The sequence below is a fragment of the Sphingobacterium sp. LRF_L2 genome (genome assembly GCF_965644235.1).
Lineage (GTDB): Bacteria > Bacteroidota > Bacteroidia > Sphingobacteriales > Sphingobacteriaceae > Sphingobacterium.
This window is the reverse complement of sequence record NZ_CBFFRI010000004.1, coordinates 474,607-492,564: the sequence shown is the minus strand read 5'-3', so window position 1 is coordinate 492,564 and position 17,958 is coordinate 474,607. Positions and strand designations below refer to the sequence as shown.

General features: G+C 41.0%; 16 protein-coding genes. 9 read left to right on the top strand and 7 right to left on the bottom strand.

Translation table 11 applies throughout. The features are described 5' to 3' along the window. Nucleotides 1-7 precede the first annotated feature (7 nt). From ACSZOX_RS10880 to ACSZOX_RS10860, 5 genes are all read right to left on the bottom strand, one after another. Complete coding sequence (locus ACSZOX_RS10880) at nt 8-1,867, bottom strand: mechanosensitive ion channel family protein (RefSeq protein WP_437919982.1); 1,860 nt, start codon at nt 1,865-1,867, stop codon at nt 8-10. A gap of 185 nt (nt 1,868-2,052) precedes the next feature. Further along, complete coding sequence (pgl, locus tag ACSZOX_RS10875; RefSeq protein WP_437919981.1) at nt 2,053-2,769, bottom strand: 6-phosphogluconolactonase; 717 nt, start codon at nt 2,767-2,769, stop codon at nt 2,053-2,055. 2 nt (nt 2,770-2,771) lie between these two features. Next, the gene (zwf, locus tag ACSZOX_RS10870; RefSeq protein WP_437919980.1) at nt 2,772-4,271 is read right to left on the bottom strand and encodes a glucose-6-phosphate dehydrogenase; all 1,500 of its coding nucleotides are present in this window, start codon (nt 4,269-4,271) and stop codon (nt 2,772-2,774) included. 19 nt (nt 4,272-4,290) lie between these two features. Further along, nucleotides 4,291-5,685, bottom strand: a complete 1,395-nt coding sequence (gene gndA, locus ACSZOX_RS10865; RefSeq protein ID WP_437919979.1) for an NADP-dependent phosphogluconate dehydrogenase — start codon at nt 5,683-5,685, stop codon at nt 4,291-4,293. An 8-nt stretch (nt 5,686-5,693) separates the two neighbouring features. Then, entirely contained in the window at nt 5,694-6,587 is an 894-nt protein-coding gene (locus ACSZOX_RS10860; protein ID WP_437919978.1) for a helix-turn-helix domain-containing protein, read from the bottom strand. Between the two features lie 161 nt (nt 6,588-6,748). Here ACSZOX_RS10860 and hxlB point away from each other — a divergent pair, with 161 nt between their 5' ends. The 6 genes from hxlB to ACSZOX_RS10830 all read left to right on the top strand — a co-directional run bounded on the left by hxlB (nt 6,749) and on the right by ACSZOX_RS10830 (nt 12,262). Continuing rightward, nucleotides 6,749-7,315, top strand: a complete 567-nt coding sequence (hxlB, locus tag ACSZOX_RS10855) for a 6-phospho-3-hexuloisomerase (protein ID WP_437919977.1) — start codon at nt 6,749-6,751, stop codon at nt 7,313-7,315. Between the two features lie 27 nt (nt 7,316-7,342). Further along, complete coding sequence (gene hxlA, locus ACSZOX_RS10850) at nt 7,343-7,972, top strand: 3-hexulose-6-phosphate synthase (protein WP_437919976.1); 630 nt, start codon at nt 7,343-7,345, stop codon at nt 7,970-7,972. 190 nt (nt 7,973-8,162) lie between these two features. Then, nucleotides 8,163-9,842, top strand: a complete 1,680-nt coding sequence (locus ACSZOX_RS10845; protein WP_437920106.1) for a GMC oxidoreductase — start codon at nt 8,163-8,165, stop codon at nt 9,840-9,842. A gap of 21 nt (nt 9,843-9,863) precedes the next feature. Further along, the gene (locus tag ACSZOX_RS10840) at nt 9,864-10,433 is read left to right on the top strand and encodes a gluconate 2-dehydrogenase subunit 3 family protein (protein WP_437919975.1); all 570 of its coding nucleotides are present in this window, start codon (nt 9,864-9,866) and stop codon (nt 10,431-10,433) included. A 153-nt stretch (nt 10,434-10,586) separates the two neighbouring features. After that, nucleotides 10,587-11,024 carry a hypothetical protein gene (locus ACSZOX_RS10835; RefSeq protein WP_437919974.1) on the top strand — a complete coding sequence of 146 codons (438 nt, stop codon included), beginning with the start codon at nt 10,587-10,589 and terminating at the stop codon, nt 11,022-11,024. A 263-nt stretch (nt 11,025-11,287) separates the two neighbouring features. Beyond that, complete coding sequence (locus ACSZOX_RS10830) at nt 11,288-12,262, top strand: YeiH family protein (RefSeq protein ID WP_437919973.1); 975 nt, start codon at nt 11,288-11,290, stop codon at nt 12,260-12,262. Between the two features lie 67 nt (nt 12,263-12,329). Here ACSZOX_RS10830 and ACSZOX_RS10825 read toward each other — a convergent pair whose 3' ends face one another. Together ACSZOX_RS10825 and ACSZOX_RS10820 are read right to left on the bottom strand one after the other, a co-directional pair. Next, entirely contained in the window at nt 12,330-13,421 is a 1,092-nt protein-coding gene (locus ACSZOX_RS10825) for an NAD(P)-binding domain-containing protein (RefSeq protein ID WP_437919972.1), read from the bottom strand. A gap of 21 nt (nt 13,422-13,442) precedes the next feature. After that, nucleotides 13,443-14,465, bottom strand: a complete 1,023-nt coding sequence (locus tag ACSZOX_RS10820) for an LLM class flavin-dependent oxidoreductase (RefSeq protein ID WP_437919971.1) — start codon at nt 14,463-14,465, stop codon at nt 13,443-13,445. Nucleotides 14,466-14,983: 518 nt separating this feature from the next. Between ACSZOX_RS10820 and ACSZOX_RS10815 the strand changes: the two genes are divergently transcribed. From ACSZOX_RS10815 to ACSZOX_RS10805, 3 genes are all read left to right on the top strand, one after another. Beyond that, a complete protein-coding gene (locus tag ACSZOX_RS10815) occupies nt 14,984-15,886 on the top strand; it encodes a helix-turn-helix domain-containing protein (protein WP_437919970.1) in 903 nt (300 codons plus the stop codon). A gap of 174 nt (nt 15,887-16,060) precedes the next feature. Further along, complete coding sequence (locus ACSZOX_RS10810; RefSeq protein WP_437919969.1) at nt 16,061-16,663, top strand: RNA polymerase sigma factor; 603 nt, start codon at nt 16,061-16,063, stop codon at nt 16,661-16,663. A 91-nt stretch (nt 16,664-16,754) separates the two neighbouring features. Then, nucleotides 16,755-17,924 carry a FecR family protein gene (locus tag ACSZOX_RS10805; RefSeq protein ID WP_437919968.1) on the top strand — a complete coding sequence of 390 codons (1,170 nt, stop codon included), beginning with the start codon at nt 16,755-16,757 and terminating at the stop codon, nt 17,922-17,924. The last annotated feature ends 34 nt before the right edge of the window (nt 17,925-17,958 follow it).

Sequence of the window (17,958 nt, the reverse complement as noted above, 5' to 3'; positions counted from 1 at the left end):
GCTTTTCTTATTGATCTTCTCGTTTGATTTTGACGTGAAAGGGTTCGTTAAAGCGTTGTTCTTTTCGATAAGATTCGGGAATATCGCGTAAGCTTCCATCACGTACGGCGTGGTAATGTGGGGAAAGGATCTCAACCCCCGCTTCATGAAATACATCTAAGATGTGTTTATAGAGCTCCGAGTAAATGAAGGCCTGTTTGTGGGGATATTTGGTATAAGCGTTCAGCTGATACGCGACGTAAAAGTCGTCTAGTCCTGTTTGTAGTACAAAGGGCGCAGGATCTTTGGCTAGGAGATCCACTTTATTGGCTGCTGTTATCGCTAATTGATGTACGTCCTGCCACGGGATTTCATAAGACAGCGTGATTTTTACATGAACAATTAAACCAAGTTCTTCTGCATCCGCACTATAATTTATGGTGTGGTTGTTTAGTATTTGCGCATTTGGGATGGAGATAACTTCGTTCTTTATTGTGCGTATCCGTGTGACAAGTAGGGACTTTTCGATGATATCTCCGGATATTTCACCGATTTGTATCCGATCGCCTATCGCGAATGAACGCATGTATGTCAGCATGAGCCCTGCAACAATATTGCCTAAGGCTCCTGCAGAACTGAACGTGAAAAGTACACCGATAAATACAGATATCCCTTTAAAAATCGGGGAGTCTGATCCAGGTAGATAGGGGAATATAACGACTAAAAAGAAGGCTAACAGCAGGATACGCAGGATTTGGTAAGTTGGCAATGCCCACTCTTTGTAGAAACCAGAAATCTTTAAGGCTTCACTTTGTAATTCCTTAGCGAAAAACTTGAGTAGTTTTAGGACATAGTGAAAGACAACATAGATGACTGCTATGGTTATCATGTTGGGGATATAGTGCAAAAATGCAGTTCCCACCTTACGCAATGGAGCTAAAAAGTATCCTAATAATACGGGTGCATATCCTTCTGTTTCTGGAAATAGGTTTAGAATAATAGGTAACGCCAAGTATACGGAGACAATAATAAGTATCCAGCGAAGCAGTGTGAGTATACTCCAAACGAATTTTATTTGGTTTTTGGCGGTTACTAGCGTGTAACCTTTTATTTTAATACCGTTAAAAATATGCCCTCTACTGGACAAAATCTTGCGTTTTAAAAAACGGCTGATTCTTCCTATACCGACAATAATAAGCGATAGGCTGGCTAGAATGACGAAGGAGAGCCCAATAGCTTTTAGGATCCTACTGAGGCTGGTTGCTTCTCTGTAATTATCTATGGCTTGTTTGACGCGTGCTTTGTAGGCTGTTATCAAGGTTCCTGCTTCTTGATTGGCCCAGAGGGCATCTTGTTGATTGACACTTAGCAGGATTTGATCTTTCCAGGACAGCAGCCAGGTGTCTTCATTTTGTTCAATCTGCATGGAGTCGGTATTGAAGGCCATATTGTCTGCTAAATTTTGAAGCCGGCTTTCTACAGCATCGGCTCGATCTTGCGCGGAATAACTTCCAATGGAGGTATAGATATGATAGAGGGTATCGCGAAAGGCCACGACCGGAATGCCTTTATTTAACTGCCTTAGGGAGTCGACTTTGGTTTTGCGTCGTGCCATCATGATGGAGTCGCGACTTTGTAGGGCACGGAGCTCTGCCATAAGTCTGCTTTTTTCGGCTCCATCTCCGAGCTTTACGTCCAATAATTGATCTTCTAGTTTTATTCGGTACAGGGAGTCTTTGTACTGCTGTTCGCGCATCGTTTCTAATTCCGATGCCCGCTCTGCAATTTCAGGTTGGCTTTCTCTTGCTACGGAGTCTGCAGATTGTGCCAGTACGGCTGTGAAACTGAAAAAGTATACGTAAAACACGATATAGCTAACATACTTCATAATCTATCGACTTTCTGTTTGTTTCTAATATCTCAAAATATTTTTAGACCTGCAAGCCGTAGGGCACTTTAGACGTAATTGTAGGAAGAGTAGCGCGGGATAGAAACTTTGGATACCTTGAGGGGAGATGTAGATAAAAAAGAACCGATTCGCTTTTGACTTGAATCGGTTCTGTATGGTTTGACTTAGGATTGTCCTGCAGCAAGTTTGTCTACAGTAAATACAAGTGTACCATCTTCTGGTTTGAGAAGCTGTGTCGGATAAAGTTCAGGTTGATAGGTTCCTGATAACACTTCCTTTAGTGCGTGTGCTTTCTTTTCTCCAAAAGTGATAACGATTAATTGATGTGCCTTATTGAGAAGCGGAGCTGTAAGCGTAATTCTATACATATCTTGACTTTCTAGGAAGTAGGCATCCACCCATTTGACGTTTTCCTGCAGTACTTTTGTTCCTGGAAAAAGTGAAGCCGTGTGGCCGTCATCTCCCATTCCTAAAAGGATGAGATCGAACTTTCCTTCTTTTCCAACTATTTCCCGTATATTATTCTCGTATACTACAGCGTAATCTTCTGGAGTTACACCTTCTTGGTACATTGGGAATATATTTTCCTTGGGTATGTTTACGTGATTCAATAGTGTCTCGAAAGCCATTTTGGTATTGCTACGATCATCTTCAAATGGAACCCAGCGCTCATCACCCCAAAAAACAAAAACCTTAGCCCAGTCAATACTTTCTGCATAGGCAGGTGTGGCCAATAATTTATAGATTTCTACCGGAGAGCTTCCGCCGGTTAAAGCAACGGTAAACTTTCCTCTTGACGCGATTGCAGATCGAGCGGCTTCTAAGAAATAGTGGGCAACTTTTGACGTAATTTCTGCAGCGTTATGATATACTTCTAACATGGCTATTTATTTTTATAATGCGTGTTTGATGTCCAAGCGTGTCCTTGTCTCGCCAAAAGTGCTTCTGCTGCTTCTGGTCCCCAGCTTCCTGCTTGGTAATTTGGTAGATCTGCATTTTCATCTTCCCAAACATCCATGATGGTGCTGATGACATCCCAAGCTTCTTCTACTTGATCGGAACGCATAAACAAAGTGGTGTCACCATCTAAAGCGTCAAGTAAAAGGGTTTCATAAGCTTCAGGTGTCTGCGGCGAACATTCGAAGTAGTCAAATACCATTTCTGCAGCTTTTAGCTTCATGTCTAAGCCTGGCTTTTTCGTCATAAAACGAAGAAGAATATCCATCTCAGGCTGTATGTTAATAATAAGCCTGTTTGGTGATAGATTGTTTGCTCCAGAAAATGCAGAGTGTGCTACTGGTTTAAATTCAATAGTAATCGAAGAGTGTTTTTCTTGCATACGTTTCCCTGTACGTAGATAGAAAGGGATACCCTGCCATCTCCAGTTGTCGATGTAGAATTTCAGAGCGGCAAAAGTTTCGGTATTTGATGTTGGCGATACACCATTTTCGTCACGGTATCTTGGCACTTTGTTCCCTTTAACCCAACCTTCAGCGTATTGTCCACGCACGGTGTAGTGGTTTACTTCCTCTGGCTTTATGCGTCGTATTGCTTTTAGTACATCTACTTTTCGGTTTCTGATCTCTTCGGAAGTGAATGAGGTCGGTGGTTCCATAGCGACCATACAAAGCATTTGGAGGAGGTGATTTTGGATCATGTCTCGCAATGCTCCCGATGTTTCATAATAGCCTCCACGATCTTCAACGCCCACTTCTTCCGCTACTGTAATTTGGATGGATTCGATGTAATTACGGTTCCAGAGTGGCTCAAAAAGGGCGTTTCCAAAGCGAAAAGCTAGGATATTCTGTACTGTTTCTTTACCCAGGTAATGGTCGATACGGTAGATTTGCTCTTCTTTGAACGTCCGGGAGAGCATATCATTTAGTTCTATTGCGGATGTTTTATTGTGTCCGAATGGTTTCTCAATAATGATGCGGTCCGTGGCAGATTGTTCTGCTAAACCAAACTTTTTGATGTTTTGGGAAATTGCATCGATAAAGTTCGGTGCAATAGATAAATAGAACAATCGGTTAGAGCGTTCGTTGATGTCTGCATCAATGTCCTCCAATCGTTCGTTCAATTCTTGAAACGAAGCTTCTTCGTTGATGTTGAAATTAAAAAAAGAGATTTTATCGCTAAATACTTCCCACTGCTCATCAGATGTGATCTTAACACGGGAGAATTCGTTGATGTTCTTCTTGATATATTCGCGAAATGTGTCGTTGTCGAAATCTTTTCGACCTAATGCCAGAATATGAAAATTATCAGGCATCCATCCGTCTAAAAATAAATTGTAGAAGGCGGGGAAAAGTTTTCTTTTAGCTAAATCACCTGTACCACCAAAAATGACAATGGATGTCGGTTGTTTTTTATCTGCTACCATTTTTTCTCTCTAAATTAAATTAGTCCCACTGCGTATGAAATGTGCCTTCACGATCTATTCGTTCATAGGTATGCGCGCCAAAATAGTCGCGTTGCGCCTGGATGATATTTGTCGGTAAATTTTCAGAACGGTAAGCGTCAAAATATGTTAGTGCATTTAGGAATGCTGCGGCAGGAATACCTTTTTCAACTGCCGTTTTTACGACATTACGCACACTTTTTTGAAGTTTGCTCACTGTCTGACCAATATTTTCGTCTAATAAAATATTGCGTAAAGCCGGATTTTTGTCGTAGGCCTTTCTGAAATCTTCTAATGCTACCGAACGGATGATACAGCCTCCTCGCCAGATTTTAGTAACAACTTCGAGGTTTAGCTCATAATTGTACGTTTCAGATGCTACGGTAAGCTGTGCCAATCCTTGTGCATAGGTGACGAGTATAGCAAACTGTAACGCTTCTTTAATTTCATTGATATCCGCAGTTGCTGTTTGTCCCTGGTCCCAGATAAGGCTTTTGGAAGCTTCGATACGTTCGGGTTTGTACTTGGACATATCGCGCATATTAACTGCTGCATCGATTACAGGAATCGGAACTTGTAGGTCCATGGCGTTTTGTGAAGTCCATTTTCCTGTTCCTTTTGATTTTGCCCAATCTGAAATCAAGTCTACAAGATACGCCCCATTTTCTTCTTTGCGTTTTAGAATCTCTGAGGTGATTTCTACTAAGAAAGACTGCAACTCCGCATTATTCCACTGTTCGAATGCTTGTTGGATGGTGCCTGTTGGTAATCCGTAGGCTTTCTTCATCAAATCGTAGGTTTCAGCCAAGAGCTGCATGATACCGTACTCAATTCCATTGTGTACCATTTTTACATAGTTTCCGGCAGATCCATTGCCTAAAAATTCTACACAAGGTTCTCCATCGACCTTCGCTGAAGCGGCTTCAAAAATTGGACGCAAGCGCTCGTATGCTTGGCGATCGCCGCCTGGCATTAAGCTCGGACCTCTTCTGGCACCTTTTTCTCCACCGGAGATGCCCATACCGAAGAAATGTATACCTTTCGCTTGTAGTTCAGTGAACCTTCTATCGGTATCTGGAAAGTAAGAGTTTCCTCCGTCGATGATGATATCGCCTTTTTCCAAATAAGGAAGTAGGCTTTGGATTGCACTATCTACTGGCTTACCAGCAGGTACTAATAACATGATTGCTCTTGGTTGTTGAATAAGTCCAACAAATGTTGCCGCATCTGTGGTTGCATGTATTTGATGCTCAGCACCGGCTTCTGCCTGAAGTGATGCTACTTTTTCTGGGTCCAAATCTAAACCGGCTACGGCAAATTGGTTATCGGCAATATTGAGTAACAGGTTACGTCCCATTACGCCTAAGCCTACAATCCCAAAATCATATTTATTCATGATGTACTTTATTTATATATTAAATTTTGTTCTCTAAATGTTGATGGTGTTATGCGCTCGTGCTGCTTGAATACACGTGCGAAATAGTTGGGCGTGGAAAAACCAAGCTGGTAACCTATTTCCGCAATTGTCGCAGTCGGTTGCGTGAGTAAAATCTGTTTTGCTGCTCGTATTCTTTCTTTTGTAATGTATTCTACTGGAGAGATGTTAAATTCTTTTTTAAAGGACCTAAAGAGCGATGCGGAACTCATAGCTGCTTGTTCGGCTAGGTGATCTACACTGATATTTTCGGTAATGTGTTGTTTGATATAGTGAATGATATCGAATAGGACGGAATTCCGCTCCTGCGGTTGTTCCATACCTAAAAGAAGTTGCTTTTGCGATAACAGGATAATGAGCTCTGTTAAGGTCAATTCTGCGATAATCTGCGTTTCATGACTACTTTGTACAGACAGGCGGAATAATTTTTCGATGATCTGGCTAATCTCTAGGTTTTCAATGAAACTACAGTCGTTCAGGTTGAGCTGCCAAAGTAAGCCATCTTTACGTGGATATCGTTCGTTCAAGAGGTTAAGTGAGTCAATAACTTTCACGCGATCGATCGTAAGCGATAAACATTGTGTAGGCTGTTCTGCTGAACTTCCCGGAAAAGATACTTCCATCTCCAGGTTTGGAGGAACGATCATGGTCGTTCCTGGTAAATAATCGTAAAGGTAATCGTTTTGTAGGCGCAAAGTTTTCTTGCCACGCAATAGATTATACAGTATAGGCTCTTTGAAACTATGCTGTACGGTAGTATCTATAGTCGTTTCCAGTAAGGTAAGTTCATACGAATCCATGTGATACGTATGGCCTGCATCTACTTTCGTGTTAAATACGTTTTCCCTCTTGATTTCTAACATTTTGTTCGCCTATAAATTTATTGAAAATCACAGTTAATAGATGCAAATATATTTAAAAAAATTTCTGCCTCTTGCTTTGATGGTATAATGCTATAAAATGATGGTATTGTATACGCTTGAGGAAGAATGTCCATGTACTTTTGCTTTCGAAATATAACGACATGGAAAACGCAAAAAAAGCACAGCAACATCTTGAGGCAATTCTTGAGGAACACAGAAATCTCTTTGAGAAATTTGATTTTGAGCAAATTTCGGCATCTGTCTCCGTACTCAAGGAGGCTAAGCGTCTTTTCTTTTTAGGTCTTGGAAGAAGTGGATTAGCATTGAAAATGGGCGCCATGCGTCTGATGCACCTGGGGTATGAAGTTTATGTGGTGGGGGAAATTGTGACACCGGCGATTATGGAGGGGGATGTATTGATCGTAGCCTCGGGGTCTGGAACAACAGGGACTGTATTGGCCGCAGTGGAAAAAGCAAAAAAGCAGCAGGCGGGTGTTTTGGCGATAACTGCTGATGGAGAGAGTCCTTTAGCGCAGATCGCTGACCAATTGCTTTTGATACCGGCTGCAACGAAGACCGATTTTAGTGTGAATATATCCGAACAATATGCGGGTAGTCTTTTCGAGCAAGCGGTGCTGTTGGTCTCGGATAGCATTTTCTGGACGCTTTGGCAAGAGTCTGGACTAACAAAAGAAGATCTATGGCCTAAACACGCAAATTTAGAATAACACAAACAAGAATATAAATTTTATAACATGGCAAAATTACAAGTAGCAATTGATTTGTTATCAACAGAAGCAGCATTAGCACTAGCAGCGCAGGTAGCGCCTTACGTTGATATTATTGAGTTAGGAACTCCATTGATTAAGCAAGAAGGCCTTCAGGTGGTGACGGCAATGAAAGCTGCACATCCGGATAAGTTAGTTTTTGCAGATATGAAAACAGCTGATACTGGTGCATTAGAAGCAGAGATGGCCTTCAAAGCGGGTGCAGATTTAGTAACCGTTATGGGGACTGTAGATGATGCAACAGTAAAAGGAGCGGTAGAAGCAGGTAAGAAATACGGCAAAAAAGTGGTTGTTGATACTATTGGGGTAAAAAATAGAGTACAAAGAGCGAAAGAGGTAATTGCTTTAGGTGCATCTTTTGTAGAACTTCATGCAGGTCTTGATGAGCAAGCGCTTCCTGGTTACTCGGTACAGACGCTAATCAACGAAGGTAAAGAGGCTGGTGTAGCTTTCTCTATTGCAGGTGGGGTGAATATCCATACTATTAAAGGTGTTGTTGAGGCTGGCGCAGAAGTTGCCGTTGCAGGTGGAGCAATCTATGGTGCTGAAAATCCAGCAGAAGCAGCTAAAGCGTTAAAAGAAGCGATGACTGCATAAGCCTGAGAAGAATTTACTTACGCGGATTTTTATCAGATAATGAGAAGGTGTTTCCACAATTAGGAAACACCTTCTTTATTTTACATAGTCGGCTGTTTCCCTTTACTTTTTACAGTTGAAATGTTTAAGTTTGTTTCATAAAGTAGCAAACTAGAGTAGGGATAAAAAACTTAATACCAAGAAACTTATGTTGAAAGATAATGTGTACGATGCTATTGTCATCGGTTCGGGAATCAGCGGTGGTTGGGCTGCCAAAGAACTTTCCGAAAAAGGTTTAAAGACTATCATGTTGGAGCGGGGTAGAGATGTTGTGCATGTTAAAGATTATAAGAGCCCAACGAAAAATCCATGGGATTTTGAACATCGTGGTGTTCGGACGCAGGAGATGATCAATAACCACCCTGTACTAAAACGGGATTATGTGTTAAATGATGCCAATGAGAGCTTTTGGGTCAATGAACAGGAGAGCCCGTATGTAGAGGTGAAACGCTTTGACTGGTTTAGAGGTTATCAGGTCGGCGGTCGATCATTAACCTGGGGTAGACAGAGCTATCGCTGGAGCGACCTTGATTTTGAGGCGAATATGAAAGATGGTCATGGTGTAGACTGGCCTATACGTTATCAAGATCTTGCTCCTTGGTATAGTCATGTGGAACGTTTTGCAGGTATTAGTGGTAACCGTGATGGGCTAGCTATTTTGCCGGATGGAGAATTTATGCCTCCAATGGCGATGAACGTGGTGGAAAAAGATGTGGCAGCACGTATTAAACAGCTGTATGGAGGTAAAAGACATTTTATCATTGGAAGAACGGCTAACATTACGGTTCCTCATAATGGAAGGGTAAACTGCCAATATCAGAACAAATGTTGGTTGGGGTGTAACTTCGGCGCTTATTTCAGTACGCAATCAGCAACTTTGCCGGCAGCGATGAAAACGGGCAACCTCACCGTAAGACCTTGGTCTATTGTAACCCGTATTCTTTACGATAAAGATACGCAACGCGCAACAGGTGTAGAGATCTTGGATGCACAGAATAACCAAACGTATCAATATTTTGCAAAGGTGGTTTTTTTAAATGCTTCGGCATTGAATTCGGCCTGGGTGTTGATGAACTCGGCAACGGATGTCTGGGAAGGAGGATTGGGAAGTTCGAGTGGCGAATTGGGACATAATGTGATGGATCATCATCTTGGTGTTGGCGCTGGTGGTCGTGTGGAAGGATTTGAAGATAAATACTATTTTGGTCGTCGTGCGAATGGTTTGTATGTTCCTCGTTTCCAGAATGTTGAGAGCGATAAGCGGGATTATGTGCGCGGCTTTGGTTATCAGGGTGGTGCTGGCCGTGAAGGTTGGTCTCGCGAGATTCCTGAACTACATATCGGTGCTGCATTTAAGGAAGCTGTTACCGAACCCGGAAGTTGGACGATTGGTTTCGGTGGCTTTGGTGAGATTCTTCCTTATCACGAGAACAAGATCTCCTTGGACAAAGAAAAGAAAGATAAGTGGGGATTACCTGTTCTGGCAATGGATGTGGAAATCAAGGATAATGAGTTGAAGATGCGTAAAGATATGGCTAATGAAGCAAAGGCTATGCTTGAAGCTGCTGGTGTGAAGGATGTTTATACCTACGATAATGTCTATGGCTTTGGACAGGGGATTCACGAAATGGGTACAGCGCGTATGGGAAGAGATGCGAAAACATCGGTGCTGAACGGAAATAACCAGGTGTGGGATGCAAAGAATGTATTTGTGACCGACGGTGCATGTATGACTTCTGCAGCCTGTGTCAATCCATCCCTTACCTACATGGCGATGACCGCTAGGGCTGCGGATTTTGCTGTTAACGAATTGAAAAAAGGAAATTTGTAAATCCTGTAACGAAATAAAATTATGGATAGAAGAGAAGCATTAAGACGTATGTCGTTTTTATTCGGAGGAGCTGTTATTGGTAGCCAGTTGTTTTTAGAAGGCTGTGTTCGCCAAGCCTCACCGGCGGTTGCGGAACTTTTCGCCGACAATTACATCGATTTTTTGGGTAATATTGCGGAAACGATTGTTCCGCAAACAAACACACCGGGTGCCAAAGAAGCGGGGGTCGGGGCGTTTATTCCTGTCGTTGTGAGAGACTGTTATACGGAGGAGGAGCAAAAGATATTTTTGAAAGGTCTTGAAACAATCGATGAGCTGGCTGAATCGAAATACGGAAAGAAATTCCAGCAATTATCAGCTGAGCAGAGAACGGCATTGTTGACTGAAATCGATACGGAACGTGTAGATTATGAAAAGAAAGAGGAAGCCAATAAGCCTGTGCATTATTTCAGCATGCTAAGGCAGTTAACCATATTGGGCTTCTTTACGTCTGAATTGGGGGCAACAAAAGCTTTGCGCTACGTTGCCGTCCCAGGAAAATATGATGGCGATTATCCCTATAAAAAAGGGGACCGGGCTTGGGCTTTATAGTTCTGCTCGAACGTTAAAAGATGGCATCTCCTTGTTGTAAATTTTTACAACAAGGAGATGCCATCTTTCTTTATAGTAAAGAAAACAATTTAATGTTAATTGGGTTTAACACTTAACAAATGAAAATTATAAACACTTTTAAACCAAAGAAAAATGAAAAAAATTAGCGTATTGGCAACAGCTTGTGCTTTGTTAAGCTTGGCAGCATGTAATAGTAATCCCTCAGGAGAAAACAAAAGTGCTGATGAAGTAGCTAAAGAGCACTTGGATAGCACACTTCATGAAGTAGAGGAGGATGCAGATCATGTACATGCCGATTTAGACCATCAGATTGACCATGCAAAAGAACAGGTAAAGAAAGCCCAAGAGGATTTGGATGCGGCTGTTAAAAAAGGGGATAAGCAAGCTGAAGCTACGGCTAAAAAAGCATTGGACGATGCTACTGTTGCATGGGAAAAAGTGAAACAAGAGGCTGTAAAGGCTGGTCATAAAGTAGAGGAAGGGGCTGACAAAGCCATCGAAGCAACAAAAAATGCGGCAAAATCTACAGGTGATGCAATTGATAAGGCGTTAGATAAAAAGAAAGAATAATATAAAATCCTGGAGATCGTGGATGAATTTATTGTTTAACGATTTGGATTATTATCATAGTTAATAAGGGGGCTGTCTAAAGAACAGCTCCTTTTTCGTTTAGGTCATGACTCTTCTAGCTATCTCTTCTTAAAATTTAATTTTTTAGCTTAACATGGTTTCTTGTTTTGGTTCGTATAACTTGTTGTTATGCTGAATTGCTTTTTGTGATGATGAAAGCCCTTTTTTTGACTGCATCTTTGTCGCAGTAAAAGATGAAAAGTATGGATGATAAATTGCAAAAGGCAAACAGGTCTCTTCAATTTTTTGAAAGACATCTGAAATGGAAGGAAATCATTTTTGTTGTGTTGGTGGGTGTGTGTTGCTCCTCCTTTGTTACGCCAGCTTTAGCATTATTGATGGGGATCGGAGTAGCTCAATTAATTGGTAATCCGTATGAGGACGTTAATCATAAAATTACGCACTTTTTGTTGCAGCTTTCTGTTGTAGGGTTAGGCTTTGGTATGGATTTAGAATCGGCTTACCAAGCTGGTAAAGAAGGTTTTTTGTTAGCGGTTGTTTCTATTTTTTCGACCTTAGCGTTAGGCTATGCTGTTGGGCGGTTGCTTAAAATAGATGCTATAACATCATTTTTAATTGCTGCTGGTACAGCCATTTGTGGCGGAAGTGCTATTGCAGCTATTGCACCTACGATTCAGGCAAAGGAAAAGCATCTTACCGTATCGCTCGGTATTATTTTTATGCTTAATGCGGTATCCATGTATATATTCCCTTTATTTGGACAGCTTTTTCAGCTTAGCCAAACGCAATTTGGAATTTGGAGCGCAATTGCGATACAAGACACCAGTTCTGTAATTGGGGCTGCGACTAAGTATGGTCCAGAAGCTCTAAAAATTGCGACGACAGTGAAATTGACAAGAGCATTGTGGATTATTCCCCTGACCTTGCTAGCAGCTAAGCTGTTTAAGCAGGATAGGGTTCGGATAAAAATCCCTTACTTTATCGGTCTATTTATTTTAGCGATGATACTGAACACGTATCTTCCTTCCATTTCTAACTTTTCACCGATAGTGGTGACGGTTTCAAAAGTTTTATTGACCGTTACATTGTTTCTCATAGGTTCGGGGCTGACAAGCGATCTGTTGCAGGGTATAGGTTTGAAGCCGATGCTACAAGGTATGTTTTTATGGTTGTTTATAGCTATAATAGGACTGGGCATGGTGCTTTATTTTGTTTAAATCTCTCCATTTATAGATTGCTTTCTTCTAAAGTGTTCTGATAATCTATTTATTCAGATTTTCTGGTTTAGATGATTGAAATATTCAACGTACTGATGAGTTCGCGGACAGCCGCAGCTCCTGCGCGATTGGCCCCGATTGTAGATGCCGAAGGGCCATATCCAACCAGATGTATTCTCGGTTCTTTTTCAACCATTGTCGCCAGTCTTCCCGTCATACGAATTCCACCAGCTTTTTCCCGGGGCAGAACCTTATCGAGATGTGCTAAAGAGCTTTTAAAGCCCGTGTTCCATAAGATTATGTCCGCTTTTTCTTCTCTGCCGTCTTCCCACTTGACGCCTGAGGCTGTTATTTCACTAAACATGGGAAACCTATTTAATACCCCACGTTTTTCCATGTCTTTGACCTCAGACGAATAGGGAAGTCCCGTTACGGATACAACAGATTCGGGAGTGAGGCCTTTTCGTACACGTTCTTCCACCAAAGCTACAGCTTGATGGCCAGCAGCATCGTCGAACGGTCCTTCGTTAAATAATGGTGGACGTCTGGTAACCCAAGTTGTGCTGGTGACTTTTGAAATTTGGTCGAGTAGTTGTATCGCCGAAATGCCACCTCCAACGATAATAACGTGTTTATTTTTAAAATACGCGGAGGATTTAAAGTCTTTTGTATGCAATTGCTCTCCTTGGAAGAGGGATGCGCCAGGGTAATCAGGTATGTAGGGGCTATCCCATGTACCTGTTGCATTAATTATACCTAATGCCGAAAATTGGGCTGTTGATCCATCGATATAAAATCGATCTCCATGTAAAAAGATATTTTCTACTTTTTGTGGGCGAAATACGCGAATATCATATTTCTTTTCATATAAATCGAAATAATGAGGAACGGCTGTACTTGCCTGGACGGTATTACTGGCGGCATCGAGTGTTTCTTCGAAGGCCATGCCCGGGAGATCATGAATTTTGTTAACGGTACTTAGGGTGAGTGAAGGCCAACGGAACTGCCAGGCACCTCCGGGATTTTCCGTCTGGTCTACAACGATAAAATCTCGGCCGATTTCAAATCCCAGTTTTCGTAAATGATAGGCGGCAGAGAGTCCTGCTTGTCCTGCGCCTATCACGATAATCTTTGTTTTATATCGAATTTTGTGGATCATAGAAATAATGACGATATAATCTTATCGCCAGCCCAGTGCAGGGGCAACATGTTTTAATATAGCGGATAAAATGTGAATGTTGTAATCTACGCCTAATGTATTTGGAATTGTTAAAAGAAGGGTGTCCGCTTCTTGTATAGCCTCATCATTCTCCAATTCTTGGATAAGTTTGTCCGGTTCTGCAGCGTAACTTTTACCAAAGATGGCTCGCTTGTTCGGTTCAATCATACCAACTTTATCAACGCTATCGGATTGCGGTCCAAAATAAAGTTTATCCTGGTCGTTCATTAAGGCAAAAATAGATCTGCTGACGGATACACGTGGCTCTCGCTGATGACCTGCTGCTTTCCACGCTTCTTTGTAAAGTCTGATTTGCTCCGCTTGTTGTATATGAAAGGGTTTACCGCTTTCATCGTCTTTCAGTGTGGAGCTTTGCAAGTACATACCTTGCTGAGCTGCCCATATGGCTGTGGCATTCGATCCTGCTCCCCACCAGATACGTTCACGTAAACCTTCCGCATAGGGTTCTAATCGTAGCAGGCCTGGCGGGTTTGGAAACATGGGATAGGGATTCGGTTCAGCAAAACCGATACCATTGAGTTTTTCTAAGAATAGCAAAGCTTTTCTTCTTCCCATATCCGCATCTGTTTCTCCTTCGGAAAGACCGTAGTCGAAATAACGCCATCCATCAACGACTTGTTCGGGAGAACCTCTACTAATGCCTAATTGTAGTCGACCTCCAGCGATAATATCTGCCGCACTTGCATCTTCCACCATGTAGAGCGGGTTTTCATAACGCATATCGATAACACCTGTACCAATTTCAATTTTACTTGTTTTGGCACCAATAGCGGCTAATAATGGAAATGGAGAGGCAAGTTGTTTTGCGAAATGATGCACGCGAAAATAAGCCCCATCTATTCCTATTTCTTCTGCAGCTACTGCAAGATCTATGGATTGAAGTAGGGTGTCATTTGCTGTACGTGTACTGTACGATGGATGATTTGCCCAATGGCCAAAAGATAAAAATCCTATTTTTTTCATGATTCCGATAGATCAATAAAACCCTTGTGAGGGTTGTTTAAATTCTTTCTGCTGCAATATAATGGGTTTGCTACACAAAATAAATTTATTAGGTGTTTTATAGAGAAAATTTGACAAATCTTTTCTTGCTTACATTGGATTTTAATAAGGAGAACTGTTTTATAAAACATAATAAAACAGCAGCGGAGCTCCTAGAGCTCCGCAATCTAATCAAACTAAATTTAACCTTTCTTAGGCAAATCGTTCAAATAAATGTAGCGATACCAGATTGGGGTTAGAAAAACTGGCCTTCAAATCCGTAATAATGGTAATCTTTAGGGAATTGGGGTTGTGCTTTTATCGTGCTTGTTTATACTAAGGTATGCTGTCTGAACTTTAGTTATTGGTATGGCGTGATAGCATATTGTTTTTAAGTTTTTTAGTATGAATTACGGTTATTGCTACCATTATTACTGATTTAGCGTGTAAATTATTTACAGGAGATCGATTTCATTATATTTGGTAGATACAGCAAGGAAATGGAAAATATCGTGTATCTAGAAAGTGTATCTCAATATAATCAGATGAGGGGAATGGAGACACTGCATCCATTGATCACTATGATTGATCTGTCTAAGGCTACGCCGATGCCGTCGCAGACCTTTAATTTTGGTTTGTATGCCATTTACCTGAAAGAATTGGCTTGTGGTGAATTGAAATATGGTAGAGCAAACTACGATTATCAAGAAGGTACCCTCGTGTTTATTTCTCCTGGACAAGTGCTGGGGTTTCAACCTAATGTAAAGGTTTTTAATTCGAAAGGCTGGGCTTTGCTCTTTCATCCGGATTTAATAAAAGGAACATCATTAATGAGTAGAATGACAGATTACTCATTTTTTAATTATGAAGTCAATGAGGCTTTACATTTGTCTACCCAAGAACGAGAAATGGTGTTGGATTGCTTCACCAAGATACAGCATGAAATTAGACATGCTATTGATAGGTATAGTAGGCAACTTATTGTTTCCAATATAGAATTATTTCTTAATTACTGTATCAGATTTTACGATCGTCAGTTTATAACGAGAGAAAATACCAATAAAAGTGTCGTGGAACGTTTCGAAAAAATCCTTCAAGGTTATTTTTATTCTGAAAAGCAAAAAGAGGTAGGACTTCCTTCTGTAGCCTTTTGTGCTGCTGAGTTAAATCTGTCATCAAATTACTTTGGTGACCTGATTAAACGAGAGACTGGACGGACCGCACAGGAATATATTCAGAATAAGCTGATCGACGTGGCGAAAGATAAGATCTTTGATCGAAATAAAACGGTAAGTGAGATTGCTTTTGAATTGGGCTTTAAATATCCTCAACACTTCAATAGGTTGTTTAAGAGAAAAGTTGGGCAGACACCGAATGCCTATAGATTGGAAAATTTAAGTTAATTACAAAGGAATCCCTATGATGTGAAAGAAGACCGCGATTAATCGTGGTCTTCTTTTTTACTGTTCTTTGTGTTTATTGGAATCAGCGATGTCGAACTGCTCGGAAGATAATTACTTAAAAATGTGAACTATGGTTATTTAATAAAGAAAATTTGTAACTTCGAAATACCAGTTATGAATGAAAATGTCAAAATAGCAGAACAGTTGCTGTTACAGCAAGTGAGCAATGGTGATATACATGCTTTTAGCAAGTTATATCATATGTACGCTCCTGGGCTATATAATCGTTTGTCTCGTATCGTGAAAAATCCGGAGAACGTAGAGGAAATTTTGCAGGATGCGTTTCTGAAAATTTGGGATAAACGCAGTGCTATTGAGCCTGATAAGGGATTTAAAACTTTTCTATACCGAATCGCAGATCATTTGGCGATAGACTTGTTCCGGAAAGCTACGCGCGACAAAGCATTGCAACTGGAGCTTTGGGCTGCTTCGATTAGTTTCTATTTTCACGCCGAAGAGACGCTTTTGAATAAAGAGAAAGCTGCCATAATACAGGAGGCAATTCAACGATTAACTCCAAAAAGAAGGGAGATACTGACGCTCTGTAAGTTGGAAGAGAAAAGTTATAAAGAGGTTGCAGATCTTCTTGGTTTATCGATATCAACAGTTAGTAATCAGTTGGTTAGTGCGATGAAAGATGTCAGAAGTTATATTGTAGCGAACTACTCGCACGACTATCTTATCAGCTTTCTTTTTCTTTTTATCACAACGATCTAAAAAAAATAAAATTTCCATAGTGTGTTTTTTGTTCTCGTTCGTATATAGTTAGGAAATGTGATGACACATCTACACCAAATTATAAACAACAGTGGAGCAAGAGAAAGAAACGTATGCGTATTTCGAGGCCTTTTTAAAGGGAGAGCTGAAGCGGTCCGAGCTGGAGAAGTTATTTACGTCACTTCAATATCTGGATGACAAACAGCTAGAAGAAGTCATTCATTCTGTGCTCGATCAGCATACGACGCCGATGGATGGAGATATCGTTCAGGAACGGGTTGATATTCTCCACCAAAGGATTTTGGATCAAATTGATTCCCGGAGAATTATAAAATCCAGTCGGCGTAGTGATAGACGGTTTTGGATCGCAGGAATTGCAGCTGCTATTGCTTTGGTCTTTACCCTGGGCTACTTCCTTTATCATGATCTTTCTGAAGAAGTGGCACCTGTTGTTAGTTCAGCTGAAGATATTATTCCAGGTACAACAAAAGCTGTTATTTCGGTGGATGGACAATCCTATGAGCTAGATGGTACACAGTCTGAACTTATTCTTTCGGCTGACAGTTTATATTATACCAACGGTAAGAGATTGCCAATTGATCATGCTCCACAAAAAATCCAAGTAAAAACGCCTTATGGAGGTCAATATAATTTGCTGTTGGCAGACGGGACTAAAGTGTGGTTAAATGCGGGTAGTGAATTGGCCTATAATTCGAGTTTTGGTATTCAGGATCGCGCTGTAAAACTAGTTGGTGAAGCATATTTTGAGGTGACACACAATGCAAAACTACCCTTTACCATTGCAACAACAAATCAACAGATTACCGTATTGGGCACATCTTTTAATGTAAATGCCTATGTGGAAGAAATGGCAACAAAGACTACATTACGAACAGGGTCGCTAAAGGTGGACGCAGCTGGAGAGGAAATCGTCCTACGTCCGAATCAGCAGACAATATTTAATACAGGTAAAAATACACTTCATCGAGTTGATGTGGATGCCGAGTCTGCGATTGCTTGGAGAGATGGTATCATGGACTTACATGGGATGAGTTTGCAGGAATGTATGCGGATGATTGGTCGATGGTACGATCTTAGAATTATTTATGCAAGTGAAATACCGGATATACAGTTGGGAGGTAAAATGAGTAGAGGTGTTAAGCTGTCCTCTTTTCTTCAGTTCTTAGAACAGAATTTTGAAGTAAAAGGAGAGGTAACATCGGATAGAAAGCTGGTGATCCGTAAAATAGATAATCATTAATCCCTAAAAAAATGAAAAAGATACCCGCTTACAC